Origin of the sequence: Burkholderia glumae LMG 2196 = ATCC 33617 (assembly GCF_000960995.1) — a bacterium.
In the GTDB taxonomy this organism is placed as follows: Bacteria; Pseudomonadota; Gammaproteobacteria; order Burkholderiales; family Burkholderiaceae; genus Burkholderia; species Burkholderia glumae.
In genome coordinates this window covers 157,912-184,645 of record NZ_CP009433.1, presented here as the reverse complement: position 1 = coordinate 184,645, position 26,734 = coordinate 157,912, and the positions used below count along the sequence as shown (strand labels likewise).

The 26,734-nt window shown below is 64.0% G+C and carries 22 protein-coding genes and 2 pseudogenes; 12 read left to right on the top strand and 12 right to left on the bottom strand.

Annotated features, from left to right (window positions below; genetic code table 11):
* Positions 1 to 39: 39 nt before the first annotated feature.
* The 3 genes from KS03_RS01485 to scpA are packed head-to-tail and all read left to right on the top strand — an operon-like array spanning position 40 to position 4,129.
* Positions 40 to 1,299, top strand: a complete 1,260-nt coding sequence (locus KS03_RS01485) for an MFS transporter (protein ID WP_012732749.1) — start codon at positions 40 to 42, stop codon at positions 1,297 to 1,299.
* Positions 1,300 to 1,333: 34 nt separating this feature from the next.
* Complete coding sequence (locus KS03_RS01480) at positions 1,334 to 1,882, top strand: VOC family protein (RefSeq protein WP_012732750.1); 549 nt, start codon at positions 1,334 to 1,336, stop codon at positions 1,880 to 1,882.
* Between the two features lie 42 nt (positions 1,883 to 1,924).
* The gene (gene scpA, locus KS03_RS01475) at positions 1,925 to 4,129 is read left to right on the top strand and encodes a methylmalonyl-CoA mutase (RefSeq protein WP_012732751.1); all 2,205 of its coding nucleotides are present in this window, start codon (positions 1,925 to 1,927) and stop codon (positions 4,127 to 4,129) included.
* Between the two features lie 311 nt (positions 4,130 to 4,440).
* Here the strand turns inward: scpA and KS03_RS01470 are convergent, their stop codons facing one another.
* From KS03_RS01470 to KS03_RS01450, 5 genes are all read right to left on the bottom strand, one after another.
* The gene (locus tag KS03_RS01470; protein ID WP_017432335.1) at positions 4,441 to 5,046 is read right to left on the bottom strand and encodes a conjugative transfer relaxase/helicase family protein; all 606 of its coding nucleotides are present in this window, start codon (positions 5,044 to 5,046) and stop codon (positions 4,441 to 4,443) included.
* Positions 5,016 to 6,572 (bottom strand): IS66 family transposase, encoded by a 1,557-nt coding sequence (gene tnpC, locus KS03_RS01465; RefSeq protein ID WP_012732752.1) that lies wholly within the window; start codon positions 6,570 to 6,572, stop codon positions 5,016 to 5,018. Before tnpC ends, KS03_RS01470 begins: the two co-directional genes overlap by 31 nt.
* A gap of 31 nt (positions 6,573 to 6,603) precedes the next feature.
* Positions 6,604 to 6,954, bottom strand: a complete 351-nt coding sequence (gene tnpB / locus KS03_RS01460; RefSeq protein WP_012732753.1) for an IS66 family insertion sequence element accessory protein TnpB — start codon at positions 6,952 to 6,954, stop codon at positions 6,604 to 6,606.
* Positions 6,930 to 7,406, bottom strand: a complete 477-nt coding sequence (gene tnpA / locus KS03_RS01455; protein ID WP_012734051.1) for an IS66-like element accessory protein TnpA — start codon at positions 7,404 to 7,406, stop codon at positions 6,930 to 6,932. Before tnpA ends, tnpB begins: the two co-directional genes overlap by 25 nt.
* Positions 7,407 to 7,634: 228 nt before the next feature.
* Positions 7,635 to 8,687: an AraC family transcriptional regulator gene (locus KS03_RS01450; protein ID WP_012732755.1), complete on the bottom strand. Its 1,053-nt coding sequence runs from the start codon at positions 8,685 to 8,687 to the stop codon at positions 7,635 to 7,637.
* A 144-nt stretch (positions 8,688 to 8,831) separates the two neighbouring features.
* On the opposite strand from KS03_RS01450, the gene KS03_RS01445 reads away from it, so the two are divergent.
* From KS03_RS01445 to KS03_RS01435, 3 genes are read left to right on the top strand one after another with little or no spacing between them, the layout of a single operon-like run.
* Positions 8,832 to 10,253 carry a coniferyl aldehyde dehydrogenase gene (locus KS03_RS01445; protein WP_012732756.1) on the top strand — a complete coding sequence of 474 codons (1,422 nt, stop codon included), beginning with the start codon at positions 8,832 to 8,834 and terminating at the stop codon, positions 10,251 to 10,253.
* A 26-nt stretch (positions 10,254 to 10,279) separates the two neighbouring features.
* The gene (locus KS03_RS01440) at positions 10,280 to 11,980 is read left to right on the top strand and encodes a GMC family oxidoreductase (protein WP_012732757.1); all 1,701 of its coding nucleotides are present in this window, start codon (positions 10,280 to 10,282) and stop codon (positions 11,978 to 11,980) included.
* Positions 11,967 to 14,432, top strand: a complete 2,466-nt coding sequence (locus KS03_RS01435; protein ID WP_012732758.1) for a flavin-containing monooxygenase — start codon at positions 11,967 to 11,969, stop codon at positions 14,430 to 14,432. The genes KS03_RS01440 and KS03_RS01435 overlap by 14 nt, the downstream gene beginning before the upstream one ends.
* 6 nt (positions 14,433 to 14,438) lie before the next feature.
* Here the strand turns inward: KS03_RS01435 and KS03_RS01430 are convergent.
* Positions 14,439 to 14,906, bottom strand: a pseudogene (locus KS03_RS01430) (IS5 family transposase); the annotation flags it as partial.
* 57 nt (positions 14,907 to 14,963) lie between these two features.
* On the bottom strand, positions 14,964 to 16,430 hold the full coding sequence (locus KS03_RS01425) for a 3'-5' exonuclease (RefSeq protein WP_039203994.1): 1,467 nt from the start codon (positions 16,428 to 16,430) through the stop codon (positions 14,964 to 14,966).
* A 394-nt stretch (positions 16,431 to 16,824) separates the two neighbouring features.
* On the opposite strand from KS03_RS01425, the gene KS03_RS29325 reads away from it, so the two are divergent.
* A protein-coding gene (locus KS03_RS29325; protein WP_088499524.1) for an IS5-like element ISBugl2 family transposase occupies positions 16,825 to 17,642 on the top strand; the annotation gives its coding sequence in 2 pieces (ribosomal slippage) (positions 16,825 to 17,173 and positions 17,173 to 17,642; 819 coding nt in all).
* A 136-nt stretch (positions 17,643 to 17,778) separates the two neighbouring features.
* Here the strand turns inward: KS03_RS29325 and KS03_RS01420 are convergent.
* Positions 17,779 to 19,143, bottom strand: a pseudogene (locus tag KS03_RS01420) (helix-hairpin-helix domain-containing protein); the annotation flags it as partial.
* Between the two features lie 135 nt (positions 19,144 to 19,278).
* Here KS03_RS01420 and KS03_RS29320 point away from each other — a divergent pair.
* The 4 genes from KS03_RS29320 (at position 19,279) to KS03_RS01405 (ending at position 22,185) form a co-directional block, all read left to right on the top strand.
* Entirely contained in the window at positions 19,279 to 19,602 is a 324-nt protein-coding gene (locus KS03_RS29320; RefSeq protein WP_080630273.1) for an H-NS histone family protein, read from the top strand.
* Between the two features lie 8 nt (positions 19,603 to 19,610).
* A complete protein-coding gene (locus KS03_RS01415) occupies positions 19,611 to 19,874 on the top strand; it encodes a hypothetical protein (RefSeq protein WP_017432678.1) in 264 nt (87 codons plus the stop codon).
* A gap of 671 nt (positions 19,875 to 20,545) precedes the next feature.
* Positions 20,546 to 21,571 carry a ParA family protein gene (locus KS03_RS01410; RefSeq protein ID WP_017432679.1) on the top strand — a complete coding sequence of 342 codons (1,026 nt, stop codon included), beginning with the start codon at positions 20,546 to 20,548 and terminating at the stop codon, positions 21,569 to 21,571.
* A complete protein-coding gene (locus KS03_RS01405; protein WP_017432680.1) occupies positions 21,571 to 22,185 on the top strand; it encodes a HEPN domain-containing protein in 615 nt (204 codons plus the stop codon). Before KS03_RS01410 ends, KS03_RS01405 begins: the two co-directional genes overlap by 1 nt.
* 429 nt (positions 22,186 to 22,614) lie before the next feature.
* On the opposite strand, the gene KS03_RS01400 is transcribed toward KS03_RS01405, so the two are convergent.
* Positions 22,615 to 23,001 (bottom strand): hypothetical protein, encoded by a 387-nt coding sequence (locus KS03_RS01400; protein WP_017432681.1) that lies wholly within the window; start codon positions 22,999 to 23,001, stop codon positions 22,615 to 22,617.
* Positions 23,001 to 23,699, bottom strand: a complete 699-nt coding sequence (locus KS03_RS01395; protein WP_045678704.1) for a hypothetical protein — start codon at positions 23,697 to 23,699, stop codon at positions 23,001 to 23,003. Before KS03_RS01395 ends, KS03_RS01400 begins: the two co-directional genes overlap by 1 nt.
* Positions 23,700 to 24,161: 462 nt before the next feature.
* On the opposite strand from KS03_RS01395, the gene KS03_RS01390 reads away from it, so the two are divergent.
* Positions 24,162 to 25,310, top strand: a complete 1,149-nt coding sequence (locus KS03_RS01390; RefSeq protein WP_017432683.1) for a DUF3560 domain-containing protein — start codon at positions 24,162 to 24,164, stop codon at positions 25,308 to 25,310.
* A 133-nt stretch (positions 25,311 to 25,443) separates the two neighbouring features.
* Here the strand turns inward: KS03_RS01390 and KS03_RS01385 are convergent, their stop codons facing one another.
* Both KS03_RS01385 and KS03_RS29315 read right to left on the bottom strand, forming a co-directional pair.
* Positions 25,444 to 25,890: a hypothetical protein gene (locus tag KS03_RS01385; protein WP_017432684.1), complete on the bottom strand. Its 447-nt coding sequence runs from the start codon at positions 25,888 to 25,890 to the stop codon at positions 25,444 to 25,446.
* A gap of 51 nt (positions 25,891 to 25,941) precedes the next feature.
* Positions 25,942 to 26,418 carry a hypothetical protein gene (locus tag KS03_RS29315; RefSeq protein WP_042967545.1) on the bottom strand — a complete coding sequence of 159 codons (477 nt, stop codon included), beginning with the start codon at positions 26,416 to 26,418 and terminating at the stop codon, positions 25,942 to 25,944.
* Between the last annotated feature and the right edge of the window lie 316 nt (positions 26,419 to 26,734).

Sequence of the window (26,734 nt, the reverse complement as noted above, 5' to 3'; positions counted from 1 at the left end):
GCGCCTACTTTCCGGATTCATCAGTTGGGAGACGATTTCATGGCGTCAGCCGCCGAACTGAAGCAGAACGCATCGTTGTATTTCCTGGCGTTGGGCGCCTTTGCCATCGGTACCGAAGGATTTATGCTCGCCGGGTTGCTGCCGATCATCGCGAAGGACCTATCCATCAGCCTCGCGGCGGCGGGACAACTCGTTACCGTCTTTTCGCTCTCTTATGCGATCAGCTCGCCGATCCTGACGACGGTCAGCGCGGGCGTTAGCCGGCGCCGCTTCCTGATCGTCGCGCTGCTTTGCTTCACCGCCGCCAATTTCGCGGCTTGCGCGTCGCCCGGCTATTTGTCGCTGCTGGCTGCGCGCGTGCTGCTGGCCGTGTCGGCCGGCCTGTACATGCCGAGCGCGAATGCGCTCGCCGGCTCGCTTGTGGCGCCGGAGCGCCGTGGACGCGCGCTCGCGACCGTCCACGGCGGGATCACGATCGCCGTCGCTCTCGGCGTGCCGCTCGGCGCGTGGATCGGCGGCCACTTCGGCTGGCGCGCGACGTTCGCCGGCATCGGCATGCTGTCCGCGATCGTGACGCTCGGGGTACTGACAGGCCTGCCGCACGGGATCGGGGCCAGCCTGTCGGTGCCGTCGCTCTCGCAGCGCATAGCCGTCGGGCGGCAGCCCGCCGTGCTGGTCACGCTGCTCATCACGACCTTGTGGGCCACGGGCATCTGGACCATCTATCCGTATCTCGCGCCGTTCCTGACGGGTAGCCCCGGCTTCAGTGACGCGGAAGTCGGTGCCGTGCTCCTGCTGTACGGCGTATTCGCGGGCATCGGCGTGTTCGTTAGCGGCCGTGCGATCGACCGCCTCGGCAGCGGCAAGGTGCTGATCGTCTGCCTGGTCGTGATGATGCTGTCGTACGAAAGCCTGACCGCCAGCGCGTTGCATCTGGATCCCGTGCCGGCGCGTGTCGCGATCCTGATTGCGATCGGCGCGTGGGGCGCGGCCGGCTGGGCGTTCAACCCGGCCCAGCAGGCCAAGCTGATCGGCATCGCCGGCCTCGACGTCGCGCCGGTCTCGCTGTCGCTCAATTCGTCGTTTACCTATCTCGGCTTCGCGCTCGGCGCGGCGCTGGGGTCGTTGATCGTTGCATACAGCTCGGTGGCGAACATCGGCGCGATCGGCGGATTGTGCGAACTGGCCGCGCTGCTCGTCACGCTGGCGGCCGACCGCCATGCCCGACGCGCAGCGACGCGCAAGCACGTCGCGATCCAGAGCGCCGCGTCGCGGGCCGAACGCTCGACACAGCCGTGACGCGGCGTGCGCACAAGCTAACGAAGGAGAGATCATGAACCGGGAAGGGATCGAGGCGCGGCACCACACCGACCGGGCCGTCCAACCGCTGCGCGAGACGTCGCGGCCGTTCACGGTGCTAGGCGTGCATCACGTCGCGATCGGGGGGCCTGACAAGGCGCGCCTGACGAATCTGTGGGTGAGCCTGCTGGGGCTGTCGATGGCCGGACACTTTCGCAGCGATGCCGAGAACGTGGACGAGGACATCCTAATCGCGGGCCCGGGCGCCGAGGCCGTCGAGATCGACCTGATGCAGACGCTCGATCCGACGCGCAAACCCGACGTGACTCGCCCCGCGCTCAACCATATCGGCCTTGCCGTCAGCGATCTCGATGCGGCCGTCGCGTGGCTGGCCGCACGCGGCGTGCGATTCGTCGACGGCGGGATTCGGCGCGGTGCCGGCGGCACACGCGTCGCCTTCATTCATCCCGTCGCCAGCGCGCGGTTTCCATTTGGCGGCGAAGGCGTCCTGATCGAACTCGTGGAGGGCAGGGCGGCCGCCGAGCATGACGCCGGCGACGAATGTGCCCGGCCGCCGGCATAAGCCGCGTCGCCGCGTCACCCGGAGTCCTACTGGAGGAGCACCATGGCTGACAATCGAGATTCGGGCGCGCCGGCAGCGGCGCTGGACCTCGCAAGGCTGCAGCGCGAGATGGAAGAGGTCCCCCTGAAGCCGATATATACCGCGGCGGACACGGTGGGGCTGCCGTTTCAGGACAGCTTGCCGGGCCGGCCGCCGTATCTGCGCGGTCCGTACGAGACGATGTACACGACGCGTCCATGGACGATCCGCCAATACGCGGGGTTTTCGACTGCGCAGGAGTCGAACGCGTTCTATCGCAATGCGCTGCGGGACGGTGCAGACGGCATCTCGGTCGCCTTCGATCTGCCGACCCATCGCGGCTACGACTCGGACAATCCCCGCGTCGTCGCCGACGTCGGGATGGCCGGCGTCGCGATCGACTCCGTGGAGGACATGAAGATCCTGTTCGACGGCATACCGCTCGACAGGATTTCGGTCTCGATGACGATGAGCGGCGCCGTGCTGCCGATTATGGCTTGCTTCATCGTCGCCGCTGAGGAGCAGGGCGTGGCGGAATCCTCGCTGACAGGGACTATTCAGAACGACATTCTGAAAGAGTTCATGGTGCGCAACACCTATATCTATCCGGTGCGTCCATCGATGCGGATCACCACCGATGTGATCGAATACTGCGCGACCCGCCTCAAGAAATTCAACTCGATTTCGATCTCCGGATACCACATGCATGAGGCGGGCGCGTCGCCGACAGTCGAATTGGCATTCACGCTCTCTAACGCTCGCGAGTACGTGAGGAGCGTGCTGGCGCGCGGTCTTGCCTTCGACGAATTCGCGAGCCGACTCAGCTTTTTCTTTGCGGTCGGCATGAATTTCTACCTCGAGATCGCAAAACTGCGCGCCGCCCGCCAGCTCTGGTGGCAACTCGTCGACGAGTTCAATCCGGCCAGCGAACGCTCGCGCATCCTGCGCACGCACTGTCAGACTTCGGGGTGGTCACTGACGCGGCAGGAGCCGTACAACAACGTGGTGCGCACCACAATCGAGGCAATGGCGGCCGTGTTCGGGGGCACCCAATCGCTGCACACCAATTCGCTCGATGAGGCGCTTGCGCTGCCGAGCGAGTTTTCGGCGCGTCTCGCGCGCAATACGCAGTTGATCATTCGCGAGGAAACGCAGATCCCGAGCGTGGCCGATCCCTGGGCGGGATCGTACATGATGGAATCACTGACCCAGGATATCGTTACCGAAGTCACCCACATCATGGACGAGATCGATCAGCTTGGCGGCGTGATCGGTGCGATCGAATCGGGTTGGGCCAAACGCAAGATCGCTCACGATGCGTCGCGCAAGCAGGCGCGGATCGACTCGAACGCGGATGTGATCGTCGGCGTCAACAAGTATCAACTTGATATCCCGGACGGCAGGACCGAAGTACGCAGGATCGACAACAGTGCGGTGCGCAGCGAGCAGATCGAACGCTTGCGGCGCCTGAAGGCCATGCGTAGCCAGCACGAGGTCGACACCGCGCTGGCCGCGTTGCGAGATGCGGCCACCTGCGAGCCGCCCGGCCGAGGCCGGCGCAACCTGCTCGACGCGGCAATCCAGGCGGCTCGCGTTCGCGCGACGGTCGGAGAAATCTCGGCCGCGATCGAGGCCGTGTGGGGCCGGTATTCGGTTCGAACGGAGGTGCTCGCGGGCGTATACAAACGCGAATTCGAAAATGATGCGGGATGGCGACACCTTACTGCTGCAATCGCGCGCTTCTCGGCCACGCACGGTGGCCCGCCGCGCATTCTGATGGCGAAGCTGGGTCAGGACGGCCATGATCGTGGGATCGGGGTGGTGTCGGGCGCGCTCGAGGATCTCGGTTTTTCGGTCGTGACAGGAATTCTTTTCCAAACTGCCGAGGAAGTGGTCCGAATTGCATCTTCAGAACGGGTTCACGCGATCGGCATCTCGTCGTTGACTGCGGGACATGGCGTCTCGATCCCAGCGCTGATGGATGGCATGGACCGGCATCTGCCGCACCGGCTGCCCGTGTTTCTCGGCGGCGTGATTCCCGATTCGGACCAGCTGGAGCTCCGCCGTCTCGGCGTCGCGGACATCTTCGGCCCAGGAAAGCCCATCGTCAATTTCGCGATGATCATACTGCGTCGAATTGAAACTGAACTCAGCACTCGTACTGTTTCGAACTCTCCGATAACAGGCTGGAGTGGCGGCCCACCGGTTAGCGAGACGATGTCAAGCTGAGATACTAAATGCACTGCCGGAGTACTGATGCTCTCACGTTTTTTTATCGCTCAGCGTCAACGGAGGGTCGTCTGACACCGGCGCATGGCAACGCCCACGGCGCCTTTTTCGGATGCCGAGTCATTTCGACGCGAGAGTACCAAGCCTGTCGATCGCGGGCGAGAAATCGGTAGGACACGCACTAAGGTTTCGTGAGCGCAACTCGCGAAACGATGCGTGTGGCAGGCGCGTTGGTTAAACCCTGCAGAAACTAATCAAACGTGGGAAACGCTCTCCAGGAGGCCTAGCTGGCGGCCGCCGTTTCGATGTGCTCAATCCGGATCGGTCTGCATCTCCTGAACCACCTGTTGCCGTCGCTGGCGTTGTGGAGCAGATACGGCCTGTTGCGCCTCATCGTGTTCACGTAGCGTCTGGAGAGCGCTCGACTTGTCCTGATGCTGGCTGACTGCCCATCGGGCCGTCTCGGCGCCTGTCGTATAGACTAGCAGATCGTCGACGGCGCGGGTGATGCCGACGTAGAAGCTGCGGTCACCGAAAATGCGACGCACGGTCATCGCAATGTCGGATTGTCGGCGTGGGTCGTCAGGATCGCGCCCGAGCTTTTCGGACGGGATGTGCAGGATGGCCTGCTCCCGCGTCGCGCCCTGGCCAGCGTGGACCGTCGCCGCGTAGGCATGATCCCAGTGACGTTGGGCGTCGAGATCCCACGGGATCTCCTTTCCGTCCGCGAGACGAAGAACGGCCTGGTTGCCCTGGATGGAGACCACCGTCGCCTCATGGCCGTTCTTGACCAGTTCGTCTCCGCGCGTGAAGCGGATGACGTCGCGAGCCGCCAGTGCCCGCTCCTCCGAGAGATAGATCGTACGCGGTCTTTTAACGACGCCCCTCAGCGGTTGAGGCCAGCAGACATTCTCCAAGGCATGAGATCGGCGTAGTCGTCGGCGGTTGCAGCGAGCGGCAACCTGGTGAACAGCCAGACCAGATAGCGATACGGCTCGATGCCGTTCGCCTTGCACGTCTCGACGAGGGAGTACAGGTTGGCACTGGCCTGCGCACCGGCGACCGTATCAGAGAACAGCCAGCCCTTGCGGCCGACGACGAACGGCCTTATCGCGTTCTCGCACAGGTTGTTCGAGATCGGCCAGTTGCCGTTCTCGACGTAGCGGACCAGCTTGGGCCACTGTCCGTTCATGTACTGCAATGCCTTGCCGAGCAAACTCGACGGCACGACGCCCGGCAGATGCTCGATTAGCATGCGCTCGATGATGACGAGCACGCGGGCGCTGTACCGGGCGCGCAGCCGTCGCCGACGTTCAGACTCCCACTTCGCGCTGCGCGCCTCGGCCGCGAACAGCTTGCCGATCAGTGCCACGAAGCGTGTGGCCAGCAGATCCGGTGAGCGTGCCGCCTTCGGCACCGACTCCTCGGCCTTGATGAAGCCGCGGCGCACGTGTGCCCAGCATCCGAGATGCACGAGCTGGTGATCGTGGGCGATGCCGTTATAGAGCTCGTAGCCATCCGTCATCAGCGCAGTGCCGGGCTGTACACCGGCATACAGCTTCTGCGCATGTTGAGCACCGCGCCCGGGCGAGTAGGAGAACATCCGCACGGACGGCCCCGAGCCGTTGACCTGCGCCCACAGGTAACTCTTCGTCTGCGGCCTTCGTCCTGGTTCCTTCAGCACCTGGAACGTGGTTTCGTCGCCGTAGATCAAGTTCGATTCGAGCAGCGCGTCGCGCATCAGGTTGATCACCGGCTGCGTGGCCAGACCTACCCGCACCACGCTGGCGGCCAGCGTATTCGACGAGATGTCACCGCCGAAGCGACGCAGCAGTGTGGCCTGACGATACAGCGGCATGCCGTACTGATACTTGCCGGTGATGATCCACGCCAGCGCGGATTCCGTGAGCAGCCCGCGCGGAATGATGCGCGTCGGCGCCAGCGTGACCTTGATGCCGAGATCGCAGCATGGGCACGCGTACTTGACCCGCTGGTGCTGAACGACGCGCACTTGCTCGGGAATCACGTCGAGCTGTTCGCTCGTTTCCACGCCGATCTCGACGAGGGCCTGGCCGTCATGGGCGCAGAACCGTTCGGACTCGGGCAGCTCGTGCCGCACGACCTCGCGCGGCAGATTCGGATCGAGTGGTTTGCGCCCGCGCTTGCCTCGCGTGTGGGCCGCGACCGATGTACCGGGCATATCCTCGCGCGCGGGCGCGTCGGCAGTCGTCGCCAGCGCCTCGGCTTCGTTGAACAGGCCGAGCTGGTCGGCATGGCGCGCCTCGCTCGAGGCGCCGAACAGTTCGTGCTTGTAGGCCCGCAGTTTCTCTTCGGCCAGATCGCGCTGAGCCGTCACGAGCCGAAGCTCACCGCGCAGCGCATCGCGTTCGGCGAGCAGTGCCTGGTATTGCTCAACACTCGGCATGACGGGGCTGTTCGGCATGGCCAATTAGACCACGCCACCTGCGTGGTGTTCAGCTCATCCGCGCGTAATATCGCTGGGGATGCTTCTGGATCACGGCCAGGTCGATGCCGTCGAGCAGCCAGTGCAACTGCTCGGTGCTGATCGTGATCGTGTCGCCACCGTTCGGCCAGACGAAGCGGTCGGCTTCGAGTCGCTTGAGCAGTAACCAGAAACCGTTGCCGCCCCAGCCGAGGATCTTGACTCGATCACGACGGCGGTTGCCGAAGACGAACAGCGCCGAGGTCATTGAGTTCAGGCGCATCGCCTGTTCGACCAGGATCGACAGCCCGTTGATGCCCATGCGGAAGTCGACCGGATCGCGATGCAGGTAGACCTTCAGCCCTTCGTCGAACCGGAACACGGCAGCCTCCCGAGCATCTGGACGAGCATCGTCAGTTCATCGAAGTTCGCCTGGCTCAGCTCCAAGGAAACGCCGTTTGGTAAGTGCACCTTCAGCGAGGACACCGCAGCCGATTTAGCCGGAGTGGGGGCAGCCGCAGAGGTGACGACCTGCATGAAGGCTGATTCCTCAGGCACGGAAGCCGTCGACAACTCGACGCGAGCCTCTCGTGACGGCTCCGCCGCGGAGCTGGCTATCTCGCCCGCGGCTTGTTCGCGCTGATACTTGGAAATCCACGTCCGAACGAGGTTCGGATTGATGTCGTGCTCCATGGCCGTCCGCGCGATCGACACCCCTGGCTTCAGACACGCCTGTATCAACTCGCGCTTCGCATCCTCGTCGTACTTGCGCCGTCCGTCTCGCTTGCGATCGGCCACCAACCGGCTCTGCAAACCTCCGTGTTGCTCGTTCATGCACACCTGTCCACGCTCATTGAACATGGACACGTAGCCTCGGTGAATCAGCCTCGTCGTGCAATGGCGTCCTTCAAAGAGCGCTTACATTTGAGCGGCCGCTGCGGTCAGCAACCCGTCATTCCTTTTAGGGTAGTGGAGCTTGCATTCGCGGTGCGCCGAACGCGTTATTCACATCTACCGCTGCGCTTCCTCGCCGACCGGCGGTCTCCTGCGAATATTTCCGCCTTATCGGCTCGTCCCTTTCCGTCTGTGCGCCATTCCCGCGCGATGAACCTGCGGCGCGACCCCGTACCATCTCTTGAACGCTTGGGAGAAACTTGACAAGTCGCTGAAACCAAGCCGCTCCGCAATTTCTGTGAGCGTCAGGTGCGCGTCGCTCAACAGCGTTTCGGCCATCGCGCTGCGCGATTCATTGAGCAGGGTTCGGAAGGTCGTGCCATCTTCCTGCAGCCTGCGCTTGAGCGTGCGCGCGCTCGTGTTCATCATCCGAGCCATTTCTTCAAGCGAAAGCGACGCCCCGCCCCACGTCGCATTCAGGTAGTGGCGAATCATCGTCGACGTACCGATGCGGGCCCGCCGTGCGTCGAGCAGCCGGCTGCACATTTGTTCGCACATCGATACCGTGATCGGGTTCGCGTGCGGCAGCGGCCGGTCGAGGTACGCGCGCGCGAATGCGAGACTGTTCGAACGCGCGCCGTACTCGGGCTCGACGCCGCCGATCCGCAGCACGGGTGCCGTCGTATGGCGTGCCGGTGTCGCGCGCGCGGCCTGTACCGTGAACCGCGACAGCGCGAAATCCCCCCCTGCCGTGTCCTGCAGCAGCATCGCCGCCGCTGCCATGTCGCGCTCGACGCAGAACCGGCTCAGAGCATCCGGTAGCTCCGGCGCGCCGAAATTGAGCACACCCGCGTCGGGTTCTTCGCGATACGTGATGACGGTGAACGCGTAGGTAAGTGGTAGGAAACGCATCGCCAGCGCAAGCGCGTCGCGCGCGGTGGCGCTCGCAATCAGCCCGTAGCCCCACACGCCGTATGCGGAGAAATGGTAGCGCAGGCCGACCTCGAACCCGAGACCGGCCGGATGCCCGAGCGAGCGCAGCAGGTTGCCCGTCAACCGCAGTTCCTGTGCGGCCGTCACCTCAACGTTCGGGTCGTCGAGTTGCGCGTCCGTCAACCCCGTGCCGGCCAGCAGCGCCGCGTGAGACACGCCGCGTTCGTCGCCGAAATCGACCAGCAACCGGGCGCTGGCCGGACTCCGGGTGAAGTCCCAGAAGCTCATGCGGAGAAACCCTCAAAGCGCCGATTTGTCCCAAATACTAAAACAATTGTCCCGAAGCACCATTGGCGTTTTCCCATACAGCCGGCACCATCGGCGTTGTCTAGTCGTCGTCCGAACGACACCATCGCTTCCGCAGGAGACACCATGCACCCGAGTCGCCCCACCGATCTCGCGGTCCGCTTCGAGCGCCAGCGCGAAGCGTTTGCCCGTGACCCCGCTCCGCCGCTCTCGACGCGGATATCGCGTCTCGATCGCCTGCGCGCCCTGCTCGACGCGCACGAGCCCGCGATCGTGCATGCGATCGATGCCGATTTCGGCGGACGGTCCGCGCACGAGACGCGCCTTGCCGAACTTTTCGTCGTCCGCAGCGGCATTCGCCATGCGCATACGCATCTAAAGCAATGGATGAGCGAATGCCGCGTGCCAACCGCGCCGCACTTCCGTCCCGGCTACAACCGGCTCGCGCCGCAGCCGCTCGGCGTGGTTGGCGTGATGGCGCCGTGGAATTACCCGCTCCAGCTCGCGCTCGGCCCCGCAGTCGCGGCGCTCGCCGCCGGCAACCGCGTGCTGGTCAAGCCGTCGGAACTGACGCCGCGGCTGTCGGCGCTGCTCGACACGCTCGTCGCCGACGCGTTCGACGCCGACGAACTTAGCATCGTGAGGGGCGACGTCGACACCGCGAAGGCGTTCGCGGGCCTGCCGTTTGATCACCTGTTCTTCACGGGCTCGACTGCGGTCGGCCGCGACGTCGCGCTGGCTGCGGCCGCGAACCTCACGCCCGTCACGCTCGAACTGGGCGGCAAATCGCCCGCAATCCTCGATCCGTCGTGCGACATCGCGCACGCCGCCGCGCGCATCGCGTTCGGCAAACTGCTGAACGCGGGCCAGACCTGCATCGCTCCCGACTACCTGCTCGTGCCGGCTGGCACCGCGGAGACGGTTGCCGCGCGGCTGTCGGACGCGATCGTGCGCCGCTACCCGACGCTTGCAGCCAATCCCGACTACACGGCGATCATCGGCGCGCGGCACCGCGGCCGGCTCGCGGCACTGATCGACGAGGCGCGCGACGGCGGCGCACGCGTGCTCGAAATCAACCCGGCCGGCGAGCGCTTCGACGGGGCGTCGCGCAAGTGTCCGCCGACCGTCGTGATCGGCGCGCGCGACACGATGCGGCTGATGCGCGAGGAGATCTTCGGTCCCGTGCTGCCGATCGTCGAATACGCGAGCGTCGACGACGCGATCGACTACGTCAGCCGCCGGCCGCGCCCGCTCGCGCTTTACTGGTTCGGTCGCGACGCTGTGCGCCGCGACCGCGTGCTGCGCGAGACGGTGTCGGGCGGCGTCACCGTAAATGACTGCCTCTGGCACCTCGCGCAGGAACACCAGCCGTTCGGCGGCGTCGGCCCAAGTGGGATCGGCGCGTATCACGGCAAGTGGGGCTTCGACACGTTCAGTCACCACAAGCCCGTGTTCCACCAGGCGCGCCGCAGCGGCACCGCGCTGTTCCATCCGCCGTACGGCAAGACCTTCGACTTGCTGCTGCGCGTGCTGACGCGCTTCGCGTGATCCACCGATTTTCCGGAGATGATTCCATGAGCAAGACTTTCGACTACATCATCGTAGGCGGCGGTTCGGGCGGGTGCGTCGTCGCAGGGCGCCTGACCGAAGACCCAGCCATCTCCGTCTGCGTGCTCGAGGCCGGCGGCCGCGGCGATGGCGCGATCGTCAACGTGCCGACAGGCGCCGTCGCGATGCTGCCGACCCGCGTCAACAACTGGGCGTTCGACACGGTACCGCAGCCGGGCCTCGGGGGGCGCATCGGCTACCAGCCGCGCGGCAAGTCGCTCGGAGGCTCGTCCGCGATCAACGCGATGGTCTACATCCGAGGCCATCGCATCGACTACGATGGCTGGGCTGCGCTCGGCAACGAAGGCTGGGCATACGACAACGTGCTGCCATACTTCCGCCTGAGCGAGCACAACGAGCGCTTCGACGACGAATGGCACGGCCGCGACGGACCGCTGTGGGTCAGCGACCTGCGCACCGACAACCCTTTCCACGCGCGCTATCGCGAGGCGGCCCGGCAAACCGGCCTGCCGCTGACCGACGATTTCAACGGCGCGCAGCAGGAAGGTATCGGCCTCTACCAAGTCACGCAGAAGCACGGCGAGCGCTGGAGCGCCGCGCGCGCATACCTGCTACCGCACGTGGGTCGCCGCGACAACCTGACGGTCGAGACGCACGCGCAGGTGCTGCGCATCCTGTTCGAAGGCACGCGTGCGGCGGGCGTCGAGGTGCGGCAGCACGGCGAAGTCCGCACGTTGCGCGCCCGGCGCGAAGTCGTGCTCGCGGCCGGCGCGCTGCAGACGCCGCAGTTACTGATGCTGTCGGGCGTTGGCCCGGCCCGCGAGCTTCAGCAATTCGGCATTCCTGTGCGTGCCGACCTGCCCGGCGTCGGCCGCAACCTGCAGGATCATCCGGATTTCATCTTCGGCTACCGCACGCGCAGCGCGGACACAATGGGCGTATCGGTGCGCGGCGGCTTGCGCATGCTGCGCGAACTGACGCGCTTTCGCCGCGAACGCCGCGGCATGCTGACGTCGAACTTCGCGGAAGGCGGCGGTTTTCTGAAGACGCGCGCCGGGCTCGACGCTCCCGACATCCAGTTGCATTTCGTCGTTGCGCTCGTCGACGATCATGCGCGCCGGTTCCACTTGGGCCATGGGCTGTCGTGCCACGTGTGCCTGCTGCGGCCGCGCAGCCGCGGCTCGGTCATGCTGCGCAGCGCCGATCCGCTCGACGCGCCGCGCATCGATCCGGCCTTCTTCGACGATCCGCGCGATCTCGACGATATGGTGGCCGCCTTCAAGCTCACGCGCCGGCTCATGCAAGCGCCCGCGCTTGCGCAGTGGACGACGCGCGATGCATTTACCAAGCACGCGAGCACCTACGACGAGATCCGCGACGTGCTCCGGCAACGCACCGACACCGTGTATCACCCGGTCGGCACGTGCCGGATGGGACAAGACGCGCTCGCCGTGGTCGATCCTCAATTGCGCGTACGCGGGCTGGAAGGGTTGCGCATCGTCGACGCGTCCGTGATGCCGACGCTGATCGGCGGCAACACCAACGCGCCTACGATCATGATCGCGGAGAAAGCGGTCGATCTGATACGCGGCGTTAGTCGCGTGGGTGCGCTGTTTACCGATGCACGCACCGCAGCCCATACCGAACCCCGCGCTGCCGACGCGCCCCACACCTACCCCGAGGAGACCCGCCATGCAATCGCCTGACTCGACCGTCATGAGCGGCAGCACAGAACCACTGGCCGCCATCGTCATAGGCGCGGGCTTTGCCGGCATCGGCATGGGCGTCGCGCTCAAGCGTGCGGGCATCGATGACTTCCTGATTCTTGAGCGCTCGCATGACGTGGGCGGCGTATGGCGTGACAACAGCTATCCCGGCGCGGCATGTGACGTGCCCTCGCATCTCTACTCGTTCTCGTTTGAACCGAATCCCGAATGGACGCGAACGTTCGCGCGGCAGCCGGAGATTTACGCGTACCTGCGGCGTTGTGCGGCCAAATACGGACTCGATCGGTATCTGCGCTTTCATGCGGAGGTCACGCATGCACGCTACGACGAGCCCCATGCGCTATGGCGCTTGACGTTGTCAGACGGCTCGACGCTTAGCGCGGCGTTGCTGATCAGCGGTACGGGCCAGTTGAGCCGGCCGGCGTTGCCGAACCTGCCCGGCATCGACACGTTCCGTGGCCGCGCGTTTCATTCCGCACACTGGGATCACGAGTATTCGCTCGCCGGAAAGCGCGTCGCGGTTATCGGCACCGGCGCGTCCGCGATCCAGTTCGTGCCCGCAATCGCCGATACCGTGCAGTCGCTCACGGTGTTCCAGCGTTCACCCGCCTACCTGATGCCGCGCGCGGACCGTGAGTACAGCCCATGGCAACGTGCGCTGTTCCGCAGATTGCCGTGGGCGATGAAACTGCATCGCGCTGCGATCTACCTGCGCTACGAGTCGCGTGCGATCGCATTCACGCGTCTGAATGGGCTGATGAAATTTGCGGTCGGCCGGCCATTCCGCAAGTTGCTGACCCAGCAGGTTCCCGACGCGGCTCTGCGCAAACGGCTCACGCCCGACTATCCGATCGGGTGCAAGCGAATCCTGCTGTCGAGTGACTATCTTGCGGCGATGAGTCGGGACAACGTCGAACTCGTCACGCAAGGTATTCGGCGCGTCACCGGGCACGGGGTCGAGACCACTGATGGCACACTTCACGAGGTCGACGCGATCGTCTATGGCACGGGGTTTGCTGCCACCGAATTCCTCTCGCCAATGCGCATCTCGGGGCGCAGCGGACTCGACCTAAACGAGGTCTGGCGGCGCGGCGCGCAGGCCTGGCTCGGCATGACCGTGCCAGGCTTTCCCAACTTCTTCATGCTGTACGGCCCGAATACCAACCTCGGCCATAATTCGATCGTCTACATGCTCGAAAGCCAGATCGCCCATGTGATGCGCTGCGTGCGCGCGATGCAGCGTTCGGGGGCAAGCGCGATCGACGTCGATCCGCGCCGCTACCGGCGATTCAATCTGCACGTGCAGCAGCGCCTCACTGATTCGGTATGGAATGGCTGCAAGAGCTGGTACGTCGATGCGTCCGGACACAACAGTACCAACTGGCCGGGCTTCACACTCTCGTACCGCTGGCTCACGCGCTTCTCTGGGCTCGCCGCCTACCGGTTCTCGACGGTGTTGCCGGGACTCGCCGGACAGGCGGCCGGGGTCGCCGTTGCCGAGCCCGCCAGCATGCTGGAAAAACTCAACGCGAGCTTCCTGCGTGGCTTTCTGCGATTCGGCTTCCGCTCGCTGATCGGACCGCCATTCGGCGTCGTCTGCCAGCGGCGCATCGTCGGGATGCTGTCGCTGCTGATGCCTGGCGTTGGCGGCGTGATCCGTTATCGCACGCCCGCGGGCGGCGTATATACGGAGGTGGTCGCGCCCAAACGCGGGGATACCGGCGGCGCGATCCTCTATCTGCACGGCGGCGCATTCTGCCTCGGAGGCCCGGGCACGCACCGCAGCGTGACGACGCGGCTCGCCCACGAATCGGGCATGGCGGTTTGGGTGCCCGACTACCGGCTCGCGCCGGAGCACCCGCATCCGGCGGCACTCGACGACGCGCTGGACGCCTATGCAACGATGCGCGCGCAAGGTTATGCGCCGGAGCGCATCGTCGTCGCGGGCGATTCGGCAGGTGGCGCGCTCGCGCTGGCCTTGGCGGCGGCGCTGCGCGAGCGCGGCAAGGCCATGCCCGCCGCGCTCGCGCTGATCTCGCCAGTCACCGACGCGGCACTCGGCGGCGAAACGCTCTCGACGCGCAGCGGCCACGATCCGATGATCCGTCGCGGCTGGCTGGAGCAAGGCCTGCGCTGGTATCACGGTCCCGATCCTGCAGCCGCTGGCGGACCGCTCGATACCGATCTGTGCGGCCTGCCGCCGATGATGGTCCAGGTGGGCGCTCAGGAGATATTGCTGTCCGATTCACTGCGGCTTGCCTCGCACGCCAACGCATGCGGCGTGCGCTGCACGCTCGAGGTCCATGCGGGGCGCTGGCACGTGTTCCAGTTGCAGTCGTTCTATTTGCGCTCCGCACGAGACGCGTTGCGCACGCTCGCGGACTTTGCGGAGCAACACGCGAGTGCTGCCGGTCAGCGTAGAACGCAATAAGAGTCGCTAACACAAGTCATCCACGAACCTCGCGCAGATGACAGCGGCAGCCAGCACAAGCAAGGCGGCATGAATATCGAGGCGCCGCTCGAAGCGAATCCGGAGCTTGCCGAACCCCGCGAACCAGGCATGGGTGCGCTCGACCACCCAACGATGCCGCCCAAGTCGCTCGCGACTTTCGACACCGCGGCGGGCAATACGGGCCTTGATGCCGCGCTGTCTCAGATAGCGCCCGCAACGAGCGAAGTCATACCCTTTGTCGGCGTGCAGTTTGGTCGGCCGCTTGCGCGGCTGACCATTCAGGCCCGGCACGGCAGGAATGGCATCGAGCGTGGACTCGAATGCCATCGAATCGTGTCGGTTGGCTCCCGTGATCGTGACGGCCAGAGGAATGCCACGTGCATCTACGACGATGTGTCGTTTCGATCCGAGCTTGCCGCGATCAGTCGGGTTGGGGCCGGTTTCCTGGCCCCCCGGGGGCTGGAGACGCTGGTGACCTAGGACGAATCGTGTAGCCAAACGGCGGGTGAGCTACCGCCTTTGAGTGATGAGGCGCACCAAGTCGTCCCGCAAAGATGCGACATCAAGCAAATGCTTGGCCCGGGTAATGGCCACATAGAGCAATCGCATCTCGTCGTCCTCTAACAAGAAACGTCCTTCCTCGAACTTGAAGTTGAAGTCATTAGCGATCCTTACCCTCTTGTACTCGAGTCCCTTCGCGCGGTGAATCGTCGATACGACGTAGTCACCCGAGCTGTTCATTCCCGCATGGCGGGCAACGCGGCGCAGATAGTCCGTGCCACATTGATCAATCAGTTCGACTATCGGCAACAGATCGACACCGATCGCACTTCGCGAAAAGGCTCGTGCGTCTTCCCATGATTCGAACAGCGAGAACGCGGCAGGGCGGAAGGCACGTCGTCCCGCCTGCAGCATGTCTGCTGCGTCGGCAAAGGCTTCGATCTCCGCAGGGCTCATCCGAATCGTCGGACGATGTCCCAGCTCAAGGCCCACCGCATATTGCCAAACAGCCGTCACGTTCTTGCGGCACAGGACGGCGTCGACGGGCGGAGCTATCGTTGGGTCTTCAACGAGTTCCGTGCCGATCGTTTCCTGACCGCGAAGCGGTGTTGTTTCGCCCATCAGGGCGAGAAGGCGACTCGCGAGTACGGCCACCGTCGTACCGAACCGAAAGGATTCGGTCAGGGCGCACTCGGGCGCCGATATTTTCTCCATCGCATTGACGGCGCCTCGCCATTCGTAGATCTGTTGGTAGGGGTCACCGACATAGATGATTTGAGCGTGGCGCTGTCGCTCTAGAACTGACAGCATCACGCCGTCGCTGTCCTGTGCTTCGTCGAACAAGATGAAGTCCGACGCGATGTAGGGCTTGGCCAACGCCCAGAGCTTGAGCGTGACGTCGGGACTAATTGCGCTTCGGCCATTGGGATCGGCGCTCTCATGCCATAGCCGTTGGACAGAAGGTAACAGCCATTGCCGCAGTGTGTTGGCATCGTGTTCGTCGATGCGCTCGTCGACAGTAATGTGCGAGATTGAGGGCTGCGCATCGGCCGAGCGACAATACGCGCCGAGGCCCTCCACCACCATCTGCCCGAGTTCAAACAGCGTCAGTTCGATCGGATCGCCCACCACACGTCTCACGCGGACGGGGTTAAGCCCAAGTCGAGCAGCGAGTTCGTGTGAGGGCTCAGTGGCGAGCTGCATCCGGGCGCGTATCTTCGACGAGGCTGCTGCATATGCGGCAGCGTGGACGGTCCGCGAAGTGACGTTGGACGGAAATTTCCGACGTGCATAGTCGGCGATATCGCGATTGAAGGCCAGATAGCTGCCCTTCCGTGCGTGCTGGGAGGCCGCAATGAGCTGCAACGTTGAAGTCTTGCCGGCACCGGCGAAAGCCTTGATCTTCAGGTTCGTGCCGGTCGCCGCGGTCGCGACGCATAACTCCTGCTCCGCAGTCGGCTGAAATGAAGATGACATAGGAAACAGAGGTTATCGAGGGACGAGAGTAGTGTATCGCGCCACACCTTATCTAGCTGGCTGGCATTCGGTCGAGTACAGGATGCCGAACACCTACACTTGTCCGATACCGAAGAAGAGAGGGCGCGCCGTCGATCTGCATATCATCACGCAGCGAGAAAATCAGCGCGGTGGGTGGCTGCGTCCAGTGGTGTCTCGAATCGGTCGTGGATATGTCTGCCTTTCCACAAAAACGTCTCCCACTTCCCGTCGGTGCGAATATCCTCGATCGTCCAGCCAGTTGAATGCGAATAACCGTAAGGACTTAGAGGCCAGTTCAAAAACTCCCGAGAGGGGCTGTTTACTTCCTCGGCAAGCTGTTAACCTTGGGCATCAGAACAACGGAAGTCCAAGGATGGAAGCGCCAATCATTGACGACGAACTGTGGATACTGATCGAACCATTGCTGCCACCTGCGAAGCTTCGAGCGAAGAGCGATCCTGGTCGCCCGCGCGTGTCCGACCGTGCGGCTCTCAACGGCATCCTGTTCGTGTTCAAAACGGGAATTCGTTGGAACCACTTGCCGACTCGTCTGGGCTTTGGCTCGGGCGCCACATGCTGGCGGCGATTGAGCGACTGGCAAAAGGCTGGTGTATGGGACCAACTGCACGAGTTGCTTCTCGACAAGTTGCGTGCGGCCGGCCAAATCGATCTGTCATACGCTGCGGTCGATTCGTCGTCCGTGCGCGCCGTTGGGGCGGGCGAAAAACTGGCCCGAACCCCACCGATCGCGCGCGACCCGGTTCCAAGCACCACGTCCTCGTAGACGCCAACGGCGTTCCTCTCGTTGCGATCCTGACTGGCGCGAACACCAACGACGTCACGCAGTTGCTGCCGCTCGTTGATGCGATTCCACCCATTCGCGGCGTTCGTGGCCGAGCGCTTCAGAAGCCCGGCGTCGTCTACGCCGATCGCGGCTACGATTCCACCCGACATCGTCGCGCGTTGCGCGAACGCGGTATCAAGCCCGTGATCGCCAAGCGCCGGACCGAGCATGGCAGTGGTCTGGGCAAGTATCGTTGGGTGGTCGAACGTACGCATTCCTGGCTACACAATTTCCGGCGCCTACGCACTCGCTTCGAGCGACGTGCCTACATTCACGAAGCATTCCTCAAACTTGGCTGCTCGCTCATCTGTTGGAACATCTTCAGACGAGCTGAGCAGGGTTTTTGAACTGGCCTCTTACCACTTGCCAGCCGAGCGCGATCATTGCCTGGGCTTCCGCTGTTTGCGCTGCAGCCTGCACCCATCGACGTGAGGCCTCTTCACGCTGTTCCCGATTCATGGTTCGTTCTCCGTCGGACATCGTTCAATGAAAATCGTGCGACTCGACGCGCAACGCGCCGAGCAGCTCAGTCCGATCCACCAGACGCTTGGCAACCAGGTGCTCGACCTGGCCGTCTGTCTGCCAGATCCCGTAGACGGCCAGCAATGACGCGCCAAGCGCTTCGCGGCGATATTGCTCGAGCAATGTCGGCCAAACGATCACGTTGGTCTGGCCAGTCTCGTCTTCCAACGTGATGAACAGCACGCCCTTCGCCGTGCCTGGCCGTTGCCGCACCGTGACGATCCCGCACGCCCGCGCGAACTGGCCGTTGCGCAGCTGCGAGAGCTCGGCCGCCGGCAGCAGCCGATCGGACCGCAGCCGATCTCGCAGGAGCTCGAGCGGATGGCGGCCGAGCGTGAAGCCCATCGCGCGGTAGTCGGTCAGGATCTCGTGCCCCTCTGAGGCCTGTACAAGGGCAGGCGCCGCGTCGTCGCGCTCGGTGCCGCGCAGGATGCCGCGGTCTGGCACGGCGGCAGCAGCAAGCCACATGGCGTCGCGTCGATTGTTGCCGGCTAGGGAGCGCAACGCTCCCGCCCGGGCGAGCACCTGCAGGTCGTGCCGATCGAGCGCGGCCCGCCTGGCGAGATCCGCGACGTCGACGAACGGCCGCACGGCGCGCGCCAGCTCGATACGCGCCGCAGCTTCCTCTCGCATCCCGCTCACGAGGGACATGCCCAAGCGCACGGGAGATGCCGTCGTCGCACCTTCGAGCACCGAATCCCACGTGCTGACGGCCACGTCGACCGGCAACACGCACACGTCGCGACGCTTGGCATCCTGCAGCAGTTGCGAGGGCGTGTAGAAGCCCATCGGCTGGCTGTTCAGCAACGCGGCGAGGAAGACGGCTGGTTCGTGCCTGCGCAGCCAGGCGCTGGCGTAGACGAGCAAGGCAAAACTGGCCGCGTGGCTCTCCGGAAAGCCGTAGTCGCCGAAGCCCTTGATCTGCGCGAAGATGGCCTCGGCGAAATCTCGGTCGTATCCGCGAGCGAGCATCCCGTCGACCAGCCGCTCGTGGTAGGGCTCCAGGCCGCCCTTGCGCTTCCAGGCAGCCATCGCGCGGCGTAGCTGGTCTGCTTCGCCGGCAGAGAAGCCGGCCGCGAGCATCGCAACCTGCATCACTTGCTCCTGGAAGATCGGCACGCCGAGCGTGCGCTTCAATGCCTTCTCGACGTCAGGCGAAGGGTAGGTGACTGGCTCCTCGCCCTGGCGGCGCCGCAGGAACGGATGGACCATGCCACCCTGTACCGGGCCAGGCCGGACGATGGCCACCTCAATGACAAGATCGTAGAAGCACCGCGGCTGCAGGCGGGGCAGCATCGACATCTGCGCGCGCGACTCGACCTGGAATCCATGCGCTGCAAGCGCACACTGACGCAACCGTAAAATGGCGCGCATGAGGGTGACCCGCACGAAAAATTGCGGCGTTCCTCTCCTTGTGAAGCAGTAGGTGAGCTCAAACAGACGTTAACTACAGCGATAAACATGACGACAAAAGGTTACCTGTCTCTCCTCGCGGAATTGGAAGCGCTCGATGCTCGCATTGCCATCGCACGAAAGGCGGAGCGCGATGCTGCAATCGTGCAGATTCGGGATCTGATGAAGGATCTTGATATCGGTGTCGACGACCTGCATGAGAAGGCCGCGAAGCGCCGTTCGACTCGAGTGTCGAACACACCCATGTATCGCGATCCGATCTCAGGCAAAACATGGACAGGGAAGGGTCGCCAGCCAGTCTGGCTGGGTGACGACCCGGCGCGGTTTCTGATCCAGCCCGATCTACTAACCAATCAATCCGACGAAAATTGAGGACGCAGATGGTATCCGTCGAATACGAAGTGGCCTGCCAGACCATCGGCCAACTTATCGCGCGCCAGGTGGAATTGATCGCCGTGGAGGAGTCGCGAGCTGAACTGAGCCAGCCAATGCTCGCCCAGGCGATCGCCGCGCGTGCCGTGCTGGTTGCCGAGCGCGACGCACTCGCCGTCGATGACGAGCTCGGCATCACCAAGATCCTGACCGCCTACGGTCCTATCGCACTTCGTCTGGATGGTCAGGAAGGCTCGTCTGCGCACGTATAAGAGGATGGGGAAATGGGGAAAATTCTTTGCGGGGCGGCGACCCCGACGCCGGTTTCTATAGAGCGGCGTCGGCACGAGAACCGATTGTCCAGCAGTGCGCTACCAGAAAATTCGACGCTTCCCAAGACGACTACAGCTGCGGCGCCGTTAAATTCCATTATGTCAAATTGGTTGTGAGCGCAACAATCTGTCCTGCCCCCATTCGCTTGAGCTGGGCGCCGCCCGCATAGCCCTTTTGGCCCGACGTTGGCCAGCAACATGTCATGAGTGTCTAGCCGTCGCGAGCCGTTTCCGACGATAGCACGTGCCTGGGGCAGCGAACGGCTGTTCTGGCGCGCCGCGAACGGCGTTAGGCGACCCGAAGCGGTCCATCACTCGTCTAGAATAGGCGACCGCTAGGCCGCGAATCGTAGTCATTAGCACCGGTGCCGATTGCGGTCGCAGGGGGCGGCGACATCACATCATGTCCGCCATCTTGGCGATGGAACGGCGCCGATCGCGCTGACTCAGTTGTAGCCAATACATCGGAACACCGGATCGGACTGACCGACCAGATCCAGTCGGCTCTGAACTGCCGAGACCGCCCCTCGAATCGCCCCCGCGCCCCGCGCCCCGGTGGTGGAGTATCATTCCCCGCTATTGACGACTGAAGCACTTCTTGGAGTCCAGAAATGGCAAAACGATTGGTCTTATTCAACCACAAGGGCGGCGTCAGTAAAACCACTACCGTCTACAACGTGGGCTGGATGCTCGCCGAGCGGGGACATCGGGTCCTGCTGGTCGATGCCGACCCGCAATGTAATCTCTCCAGTTTGATACTCGGCGATGACTTCGATGCGTACTACCTAGACGACGCGACGCGCCTCCACAACATCAAGGACGGGGTCGCGCCAGCCTTCACGGGCAAGCCCACGCCCATCCAGCCCGTGGTCTGTAAATCTCCGGTCCGCCAACCGCGGCTGCACTTGCTGGCCGGTCATGCGACGCTCTCTGAATACGATGCTTCACTGACCTTTGCGCAGACTTCGAATGCGCTGGCTACGCTGCAAAACTTGCCAGGTGCCTTCCACGAGCTAATGCGCCAGGTCGAAGAGTCTAATCAAATTGACTACACGATCGTCGATCTCAACCCGGGCCTGAGCGCGATCAATCAGAACCTTTTCCTGAACTCAGACTTTGTCCTGATCCCAACGAACCCTGACCCGTTCTCCATCATGGCGTTGCAAACGCTGGAAACCATCTTCCCGAGGTGGGGCTCCTGGAAGGTGAACAACGAGACGGCGTTCCAGGATTCGGCATACCCGCTGCGGCCGGGCCTGCCCAAGTTCGCCGGCACCGTCATCCAGCGCTTCAACGTGCGAAGGGGCCGCGCGGCCGCACCTTACAGGGACAACATCGGTGAGATAAAGGCTGTCACCCAGAGTCGCCTGTATCCCGCTCTCAGAAATGCGGGGCTCACACTACCCGATAATGCGTATCCGAACGCGCTAAGCAATGGCGGTTACTGTCTGGAGGAAATCCCGGACTTCGGTGCCTTGCTGCCGCGCTCTCACCAGGCTGGCGTACCGGTGTTCGCACTGCGCGATGACGAACTTGGCGCAACTGGGCCCGTCTTGGCCAATATGGTCATAAAGCGCGACCAGATCCATGGCCAGATTGCGTCCGTTGCACAGACGCTGCAGGACCTCATGAACTGATGACTATGCTCAACGCCAAGGCGGTCTTTCATAAAAACATTCAGCAGGCGGATGAGCTTGGAGTCCTCTACGATCATTTGAGCAACGCTGTCGCCATTCCCGCGCAGTTCGATGATTTGCTGCGCTCGCAGGTCGTTAATGCCGTTAGCGCGTTTGACAAGCTGATGCATGATTTGATTCGCATCGGCATGGTGAGGATATTTGAGAGCCAAAGACCGGCGACGGGCAAATACTTGAATGAGGCCGTCGCCATCCAGCATCTGCCTGGCCTAGCGGCCGGCGCGGTTCCGCCGCCGCCAGTTCGCTTCGAGGAAATCGTCCGCGAAAAACTCAGCACTTTATCCTTTCAAGATCCAAAGAAAATTGCCGATGGCCTGAGCTATATTTGGGATGAGGATCAGAAGTGGCAGCAGATCGCTTTAGGCCTTGGAATTTCCGACAAGGTCGCCAAGCTCAAGCAGAGGCTGATTGCTACGCGCCGAAATGCCATTGTGCATGAGGCAGATCTCGATCCAGTGACTAATCAAAAGCAGGCCATCACACGGGCGGAAGCGACGGACATATCCACCTTCCTTCTGGCCCTCGGCAATCGAATTTGCGACTTGGTCGTGTGACCTACGCACTTGCGGATGCCTCCTTTCAAGCCTAAAGCGGTCTCACGAGCGGGAATGCTGAGTGTCAGCTTGTGGCCATTCCTCGCCGTATGCCGTCGGCCTGGCCATGGTTGAGGGAGTGGCCGTTGGCGGGGCCCCGGGGCTCGACCAGATCGGACTGCGACCGCGGGGCTCGACGAAATGAAAAAGGCCCCGCGATTGCGGGGCCTCGTTGCCAAGCTGCCTGTTCAGCAGCAAAGCCTACTTCCTTACTAACCTGAGCTGCTTGTGCAGCAGCGAATACGAAGATCGAAAGCTAGCATCACTAAGCTGCCTATGCGGCAGATAAACGCCAGACCAGGAGCTGACTTCCCCGGGCTGCCTATACGGCAGGAGCAGGAGAGAAAACTATCAACCTCCGGCTGCTTGTTCAGCAGCGGAATCAGTGTATCAGCGCTCCCGCGCGTAGCCAATCCTATTTTTTGTCCGTGCCTTCGCCCAGTCCCCGGCGCTCTTCGACGTGGGCAAATCCTGCCGGCGAACCCAATCCGGCGATGTCCGGGCAATTTCGGCAACTCGCGCGCGCTCGTCGGCCTTGATGTAGTCACTCCGCCGCAGACGTTGCGCGATGTGCAGACAGAATCGCTTGTCCTCTTCGCTCGGCTCTTCGACAGCGTGAGCGTCGCTTTTCAGCTGCCGCCGCGGCGCCGCGGCGGCCACCGTGGCCGCCGAAGCGGTCTGTTGTGCCTCGAACCCTTGCCGCTGCGCCCACTCCGCCATCGCGCTCGAGATCAGGCGCGCCAGCTCGACGTCGGAGAGCAGTTTCACGTCGATCATCACGCCCCCTCCGTTTCGAGCGCCTTCACGCCAAGTCGGTGCAGCAGCGCATGCCACATCGCGAAGCTGATCGATTGACGCGCCGATGCCCCCTCGCGCGCTGTGTATTTCCGAAAATTCTGCGGGACCACCCCGACGAGGGCTGCTGCCTGCGCGCCGGTGACCCCGGTGAACGAACCCTCTCCCACAACGTGCCGGATCTCCCACGACGTCGGAGCCCGCCACTCGTCGGCATCGAGCGTCAACACCTCGTCAGGAAGCAGGCCTGCGATCCAGGCGTTCTTCGGCGCGCGGGCCTGGCTGACGTGCTCCGTGAATTCGGCGATGTCCATCGGCACCCGCAACGTCGTGCCGGCGACCTGCGCCCAGGTCGGGAATCGATCATCCATCAGGCAATTCGACATGCCCGCCGGAAGCGCCCGCACAGGAACGCCGCTGAGCACGACGTCGTCGCTCTGACGCACCAGTTGCAGCACGTCGACCGCTCCGTCGCGCATCGCGTTTCTTCGAAACGACGCGACCGAGTCGGCAAGAGCCTCGATCACGGCCGACTGAGTCGAGTCGGCGGGGAGAGTCATAGAGCAAAGCGCCTGGCCTCGGTCGTCGTAATGGACCTCCCAGTCGAGGCAAGGGCGGCCGGCGATCGACCGTTGATTATTCGCCGAATACAGAAACGGACCGTGTTGGAATTCGCGCATGACTCTCTCCTCGACATACAGTGCTGGCCCAATGCCGCGCTGACATAGTCAGTATAGCTCGAATCGAGCTATACATCAAGGCGAACTGTCGGCGCCGTAGCCTGAAAAGCCTGGTTCTCGAGACGGGGCGGGCCTCGCCGTGACTGCAGCCCGCCCCTGCGTGCACGTACCCCGCCTCCACCTTGCACCCGCATCGCCGTGCCCTCCGCTCGCCGTCACTTTCCCGCGACCTTAGCTTTGCCGCCCGGCGAGTCAAGGCGCGCGGGGCCGTGTTGCGCGCGTTGCGCGCGGCCCGCCCCACCCCGCGCTTCTTCCTTGACTCGTCGTCCGGCGTAGCTGGCCTGTTCGCGAGACGACGAACGGAAGGCCACAGCAACAGCAAAAAGCGGTCTTCAGTAAGAGGTCTCCCGGCATACCGCGTCGGCGCCAATTCGGCGATCGCGGCTTTTCGACGGAGCAATCATGCAAACCCTCACTGCCACTTACTCACCCGAAGACAACAAGCTGCGCCTGTACGCTGCAACCAGGCTCGATTCGGAGACGTACCAGCGCATCCACGCAGCCGGCTTTCGCCACGCGCCGAAGCAGTCGCTTTTCGTCGCTCCGATGTGGACTCCGCCGCGCGAAGACCTGCTGATCGAACTGTGCGGACAGATCGACGATGAGGACGCCAGCCTGTCCGAGCGCGCCAAGGCACGGGCTGAACGGTACGCGGCCGCGAGTGACCGGGCCGAGGCGCAAGCGCAGGCCCGCCGCGCGGCCGTTGACGCAATCGCAGAGCATATCCCGTTGGGCCAACCGATCTTGGTCGGGCACCACAGCGAAGGTCGGCATCGCCGCGACCTTGCGCGCATGGACGCCAGCATCCGCCAGGCGCTCACGTTGTGGGACAAGAGCGAATACTGGCAGCGCCGAGCACGCGCGGCGATCGCGAACGCGCAATACAAGGAACGTCCCGATGTGCGCCACCGGCGTATCAAGCGCCTCGAGGCAGACCTGCGAGCGCGGCAGCGCAGCAAGCTTGATCGGGAAGCGCTCGTAGCCTCTTTTTCGCCCGCACAGCTGACCAGGGAACAAGCGCTGGCCATCGCATACCGCGTCGCACCCGATCTGTGGCGCACCCTCGAGAGCCGGCGGGACGAATATCACGCGATCGTCGCCAGCTACCTCGAGACCCAAACCCGCGCCATCGCTCACAACGACCGCTGGATCAACCACCTCGAATGCCGCCTTATCTACGAGCGCGCGATGTTGGGCGAAAACGGCGGCATCGAAAAGGTGCGCGACTATCGAGCGCCGAGCGTTGACCAAGCGGCCGCCGCGAAGACCGCCAGCAAGCTCCCGCCCTTGTGCAACTATGCCGGCCCGGACTTCCATCACATGACGCAGGCTCAATGGAAGCAAATACATCGCGACTACAAGGGGACGCGCGAACTCGGGGTGGGCGCGAACCGGCCGGCGCACTTTCGGCCCGACGTCACGCTACCTGCTGGCGCCGAGCAGACGGGCCGCCACCGGGTTCGAACGATGATTCGCCACGGCGCGCTGGTGGCGGTCTATCTAACCGACGCCAAGCGCACCGAGCCGCCTGCGCAGCCGGCGGCCGAATAACGGCACAGGCGACACGCCCGACTGGCCGCGTGCGACGTACCGCACCGGCCTGTCGGACGCGGTCTCGTCAAAACGGCGGCACCGCAATCGGCCTGGCGCGCGGAACCGTCATGCCGCCCAGGCGCGGGCGACGCTAAAGCCCGGCCGGGCGATGAGCCGAGACGAAATGCCTGACTCGATCCAGCGCCCGCTCCAGCGTGCCGATCGGCGTTACGCGCAATTGCCGCTCGTGCTCGATCACCAGCGCCGCGCACAGATCCTGATGCACTGCATCAACGAACCATTGGCCCGTTGCGTGACCTCGCTCGATCGCCGCCCGCAAGACGTTCGCCAGCTCCTCGAGCAGCACCGGGTCGAGCCTCACCGTGCTCTCTTCCCCGATGAACCGCGCGATCGTGGTCAACTGCAGCAGCAGCTCGACGCAGCGCTCGGTCCCGCGCCCGACCTTGAGTGCTGCGAGCGCAGTGTGATACTTCAGTGCCATCGCATCGACGGCCTTCGTGGACAGCGGCAGCAGCGTGCGCCTGTGCAGCCGCGATTGCGCGACGTGGCGGGCGTGCTTCGGGAGGGATCTGGGCATGGTTCGGTATTCGTTCGAGCGTCGCCAGGCGGTCTGCTGCCGCCTGCTCGGCTACCGCGCGTCGTTCGACGCCTGCAGCTCGTCGACCAGGTCGCGCTGGCCGATCGGCGCCGGCGGCGGCCGCTTCTTCGTCGCCGGCCGCGCATGGCCAGCTCGGCGAAGCGATTGCTTCACGGCCTGCAGCCGCTCCCAGAGCGCATCCGCTTCCGTTGACGTGAGCGTGTCGGCCGCCGCATCGAGCGCGCTCACGAGCTCGTCCAGTCGCAGGCGGGCGCTCGCCAGCACCGGCGCCGCGGCCGCCCGCGCCTGACTCTCCCGAAACGCCGCCATCCACCGCTCAAGGGCCTTCCGTTCGGCCGCACCCAGGCTGCTCAGGATCTCCTCCGGCACGCCGTCCGTGGCTCGAAATGCCCCGATGACCGTGTGTTTCCGCGGCCGGCCCCGTTTTGCCGGCTCGGCCGGCGTTTGTGCGCGATTCGATGCTGCTCGCAGCAGCGTGACGCGTGATCTGCTCTCTCGTATCAGCATGTGTCGAGTCTGAAGACGATGATCCCGTGAGCATACCGCACTCGCATGGCCGCGCATCGCCCACCGCGGCGCGCCGAGCTCTCGCTCTGCGGGCCGGGCCCTGCTGCGCGCCCGATGCGCGCCGGCGAACACCAGGGCGTGACGAACTTGCCCGCCGGCGCGGGTACCCCGTCGTGCCGCGCGCGTCGCGCTTCGGGCGTGGCCATGCGGTCGCGGTTCGGCACCGCTTCGTGGACGACGAGCCCGCCGGCGCGGGCTAACGGCTGGTCGTGGGTGACGCGCCCGCTGATCGCGGGCGTACAGCAGGGCCAGCGCC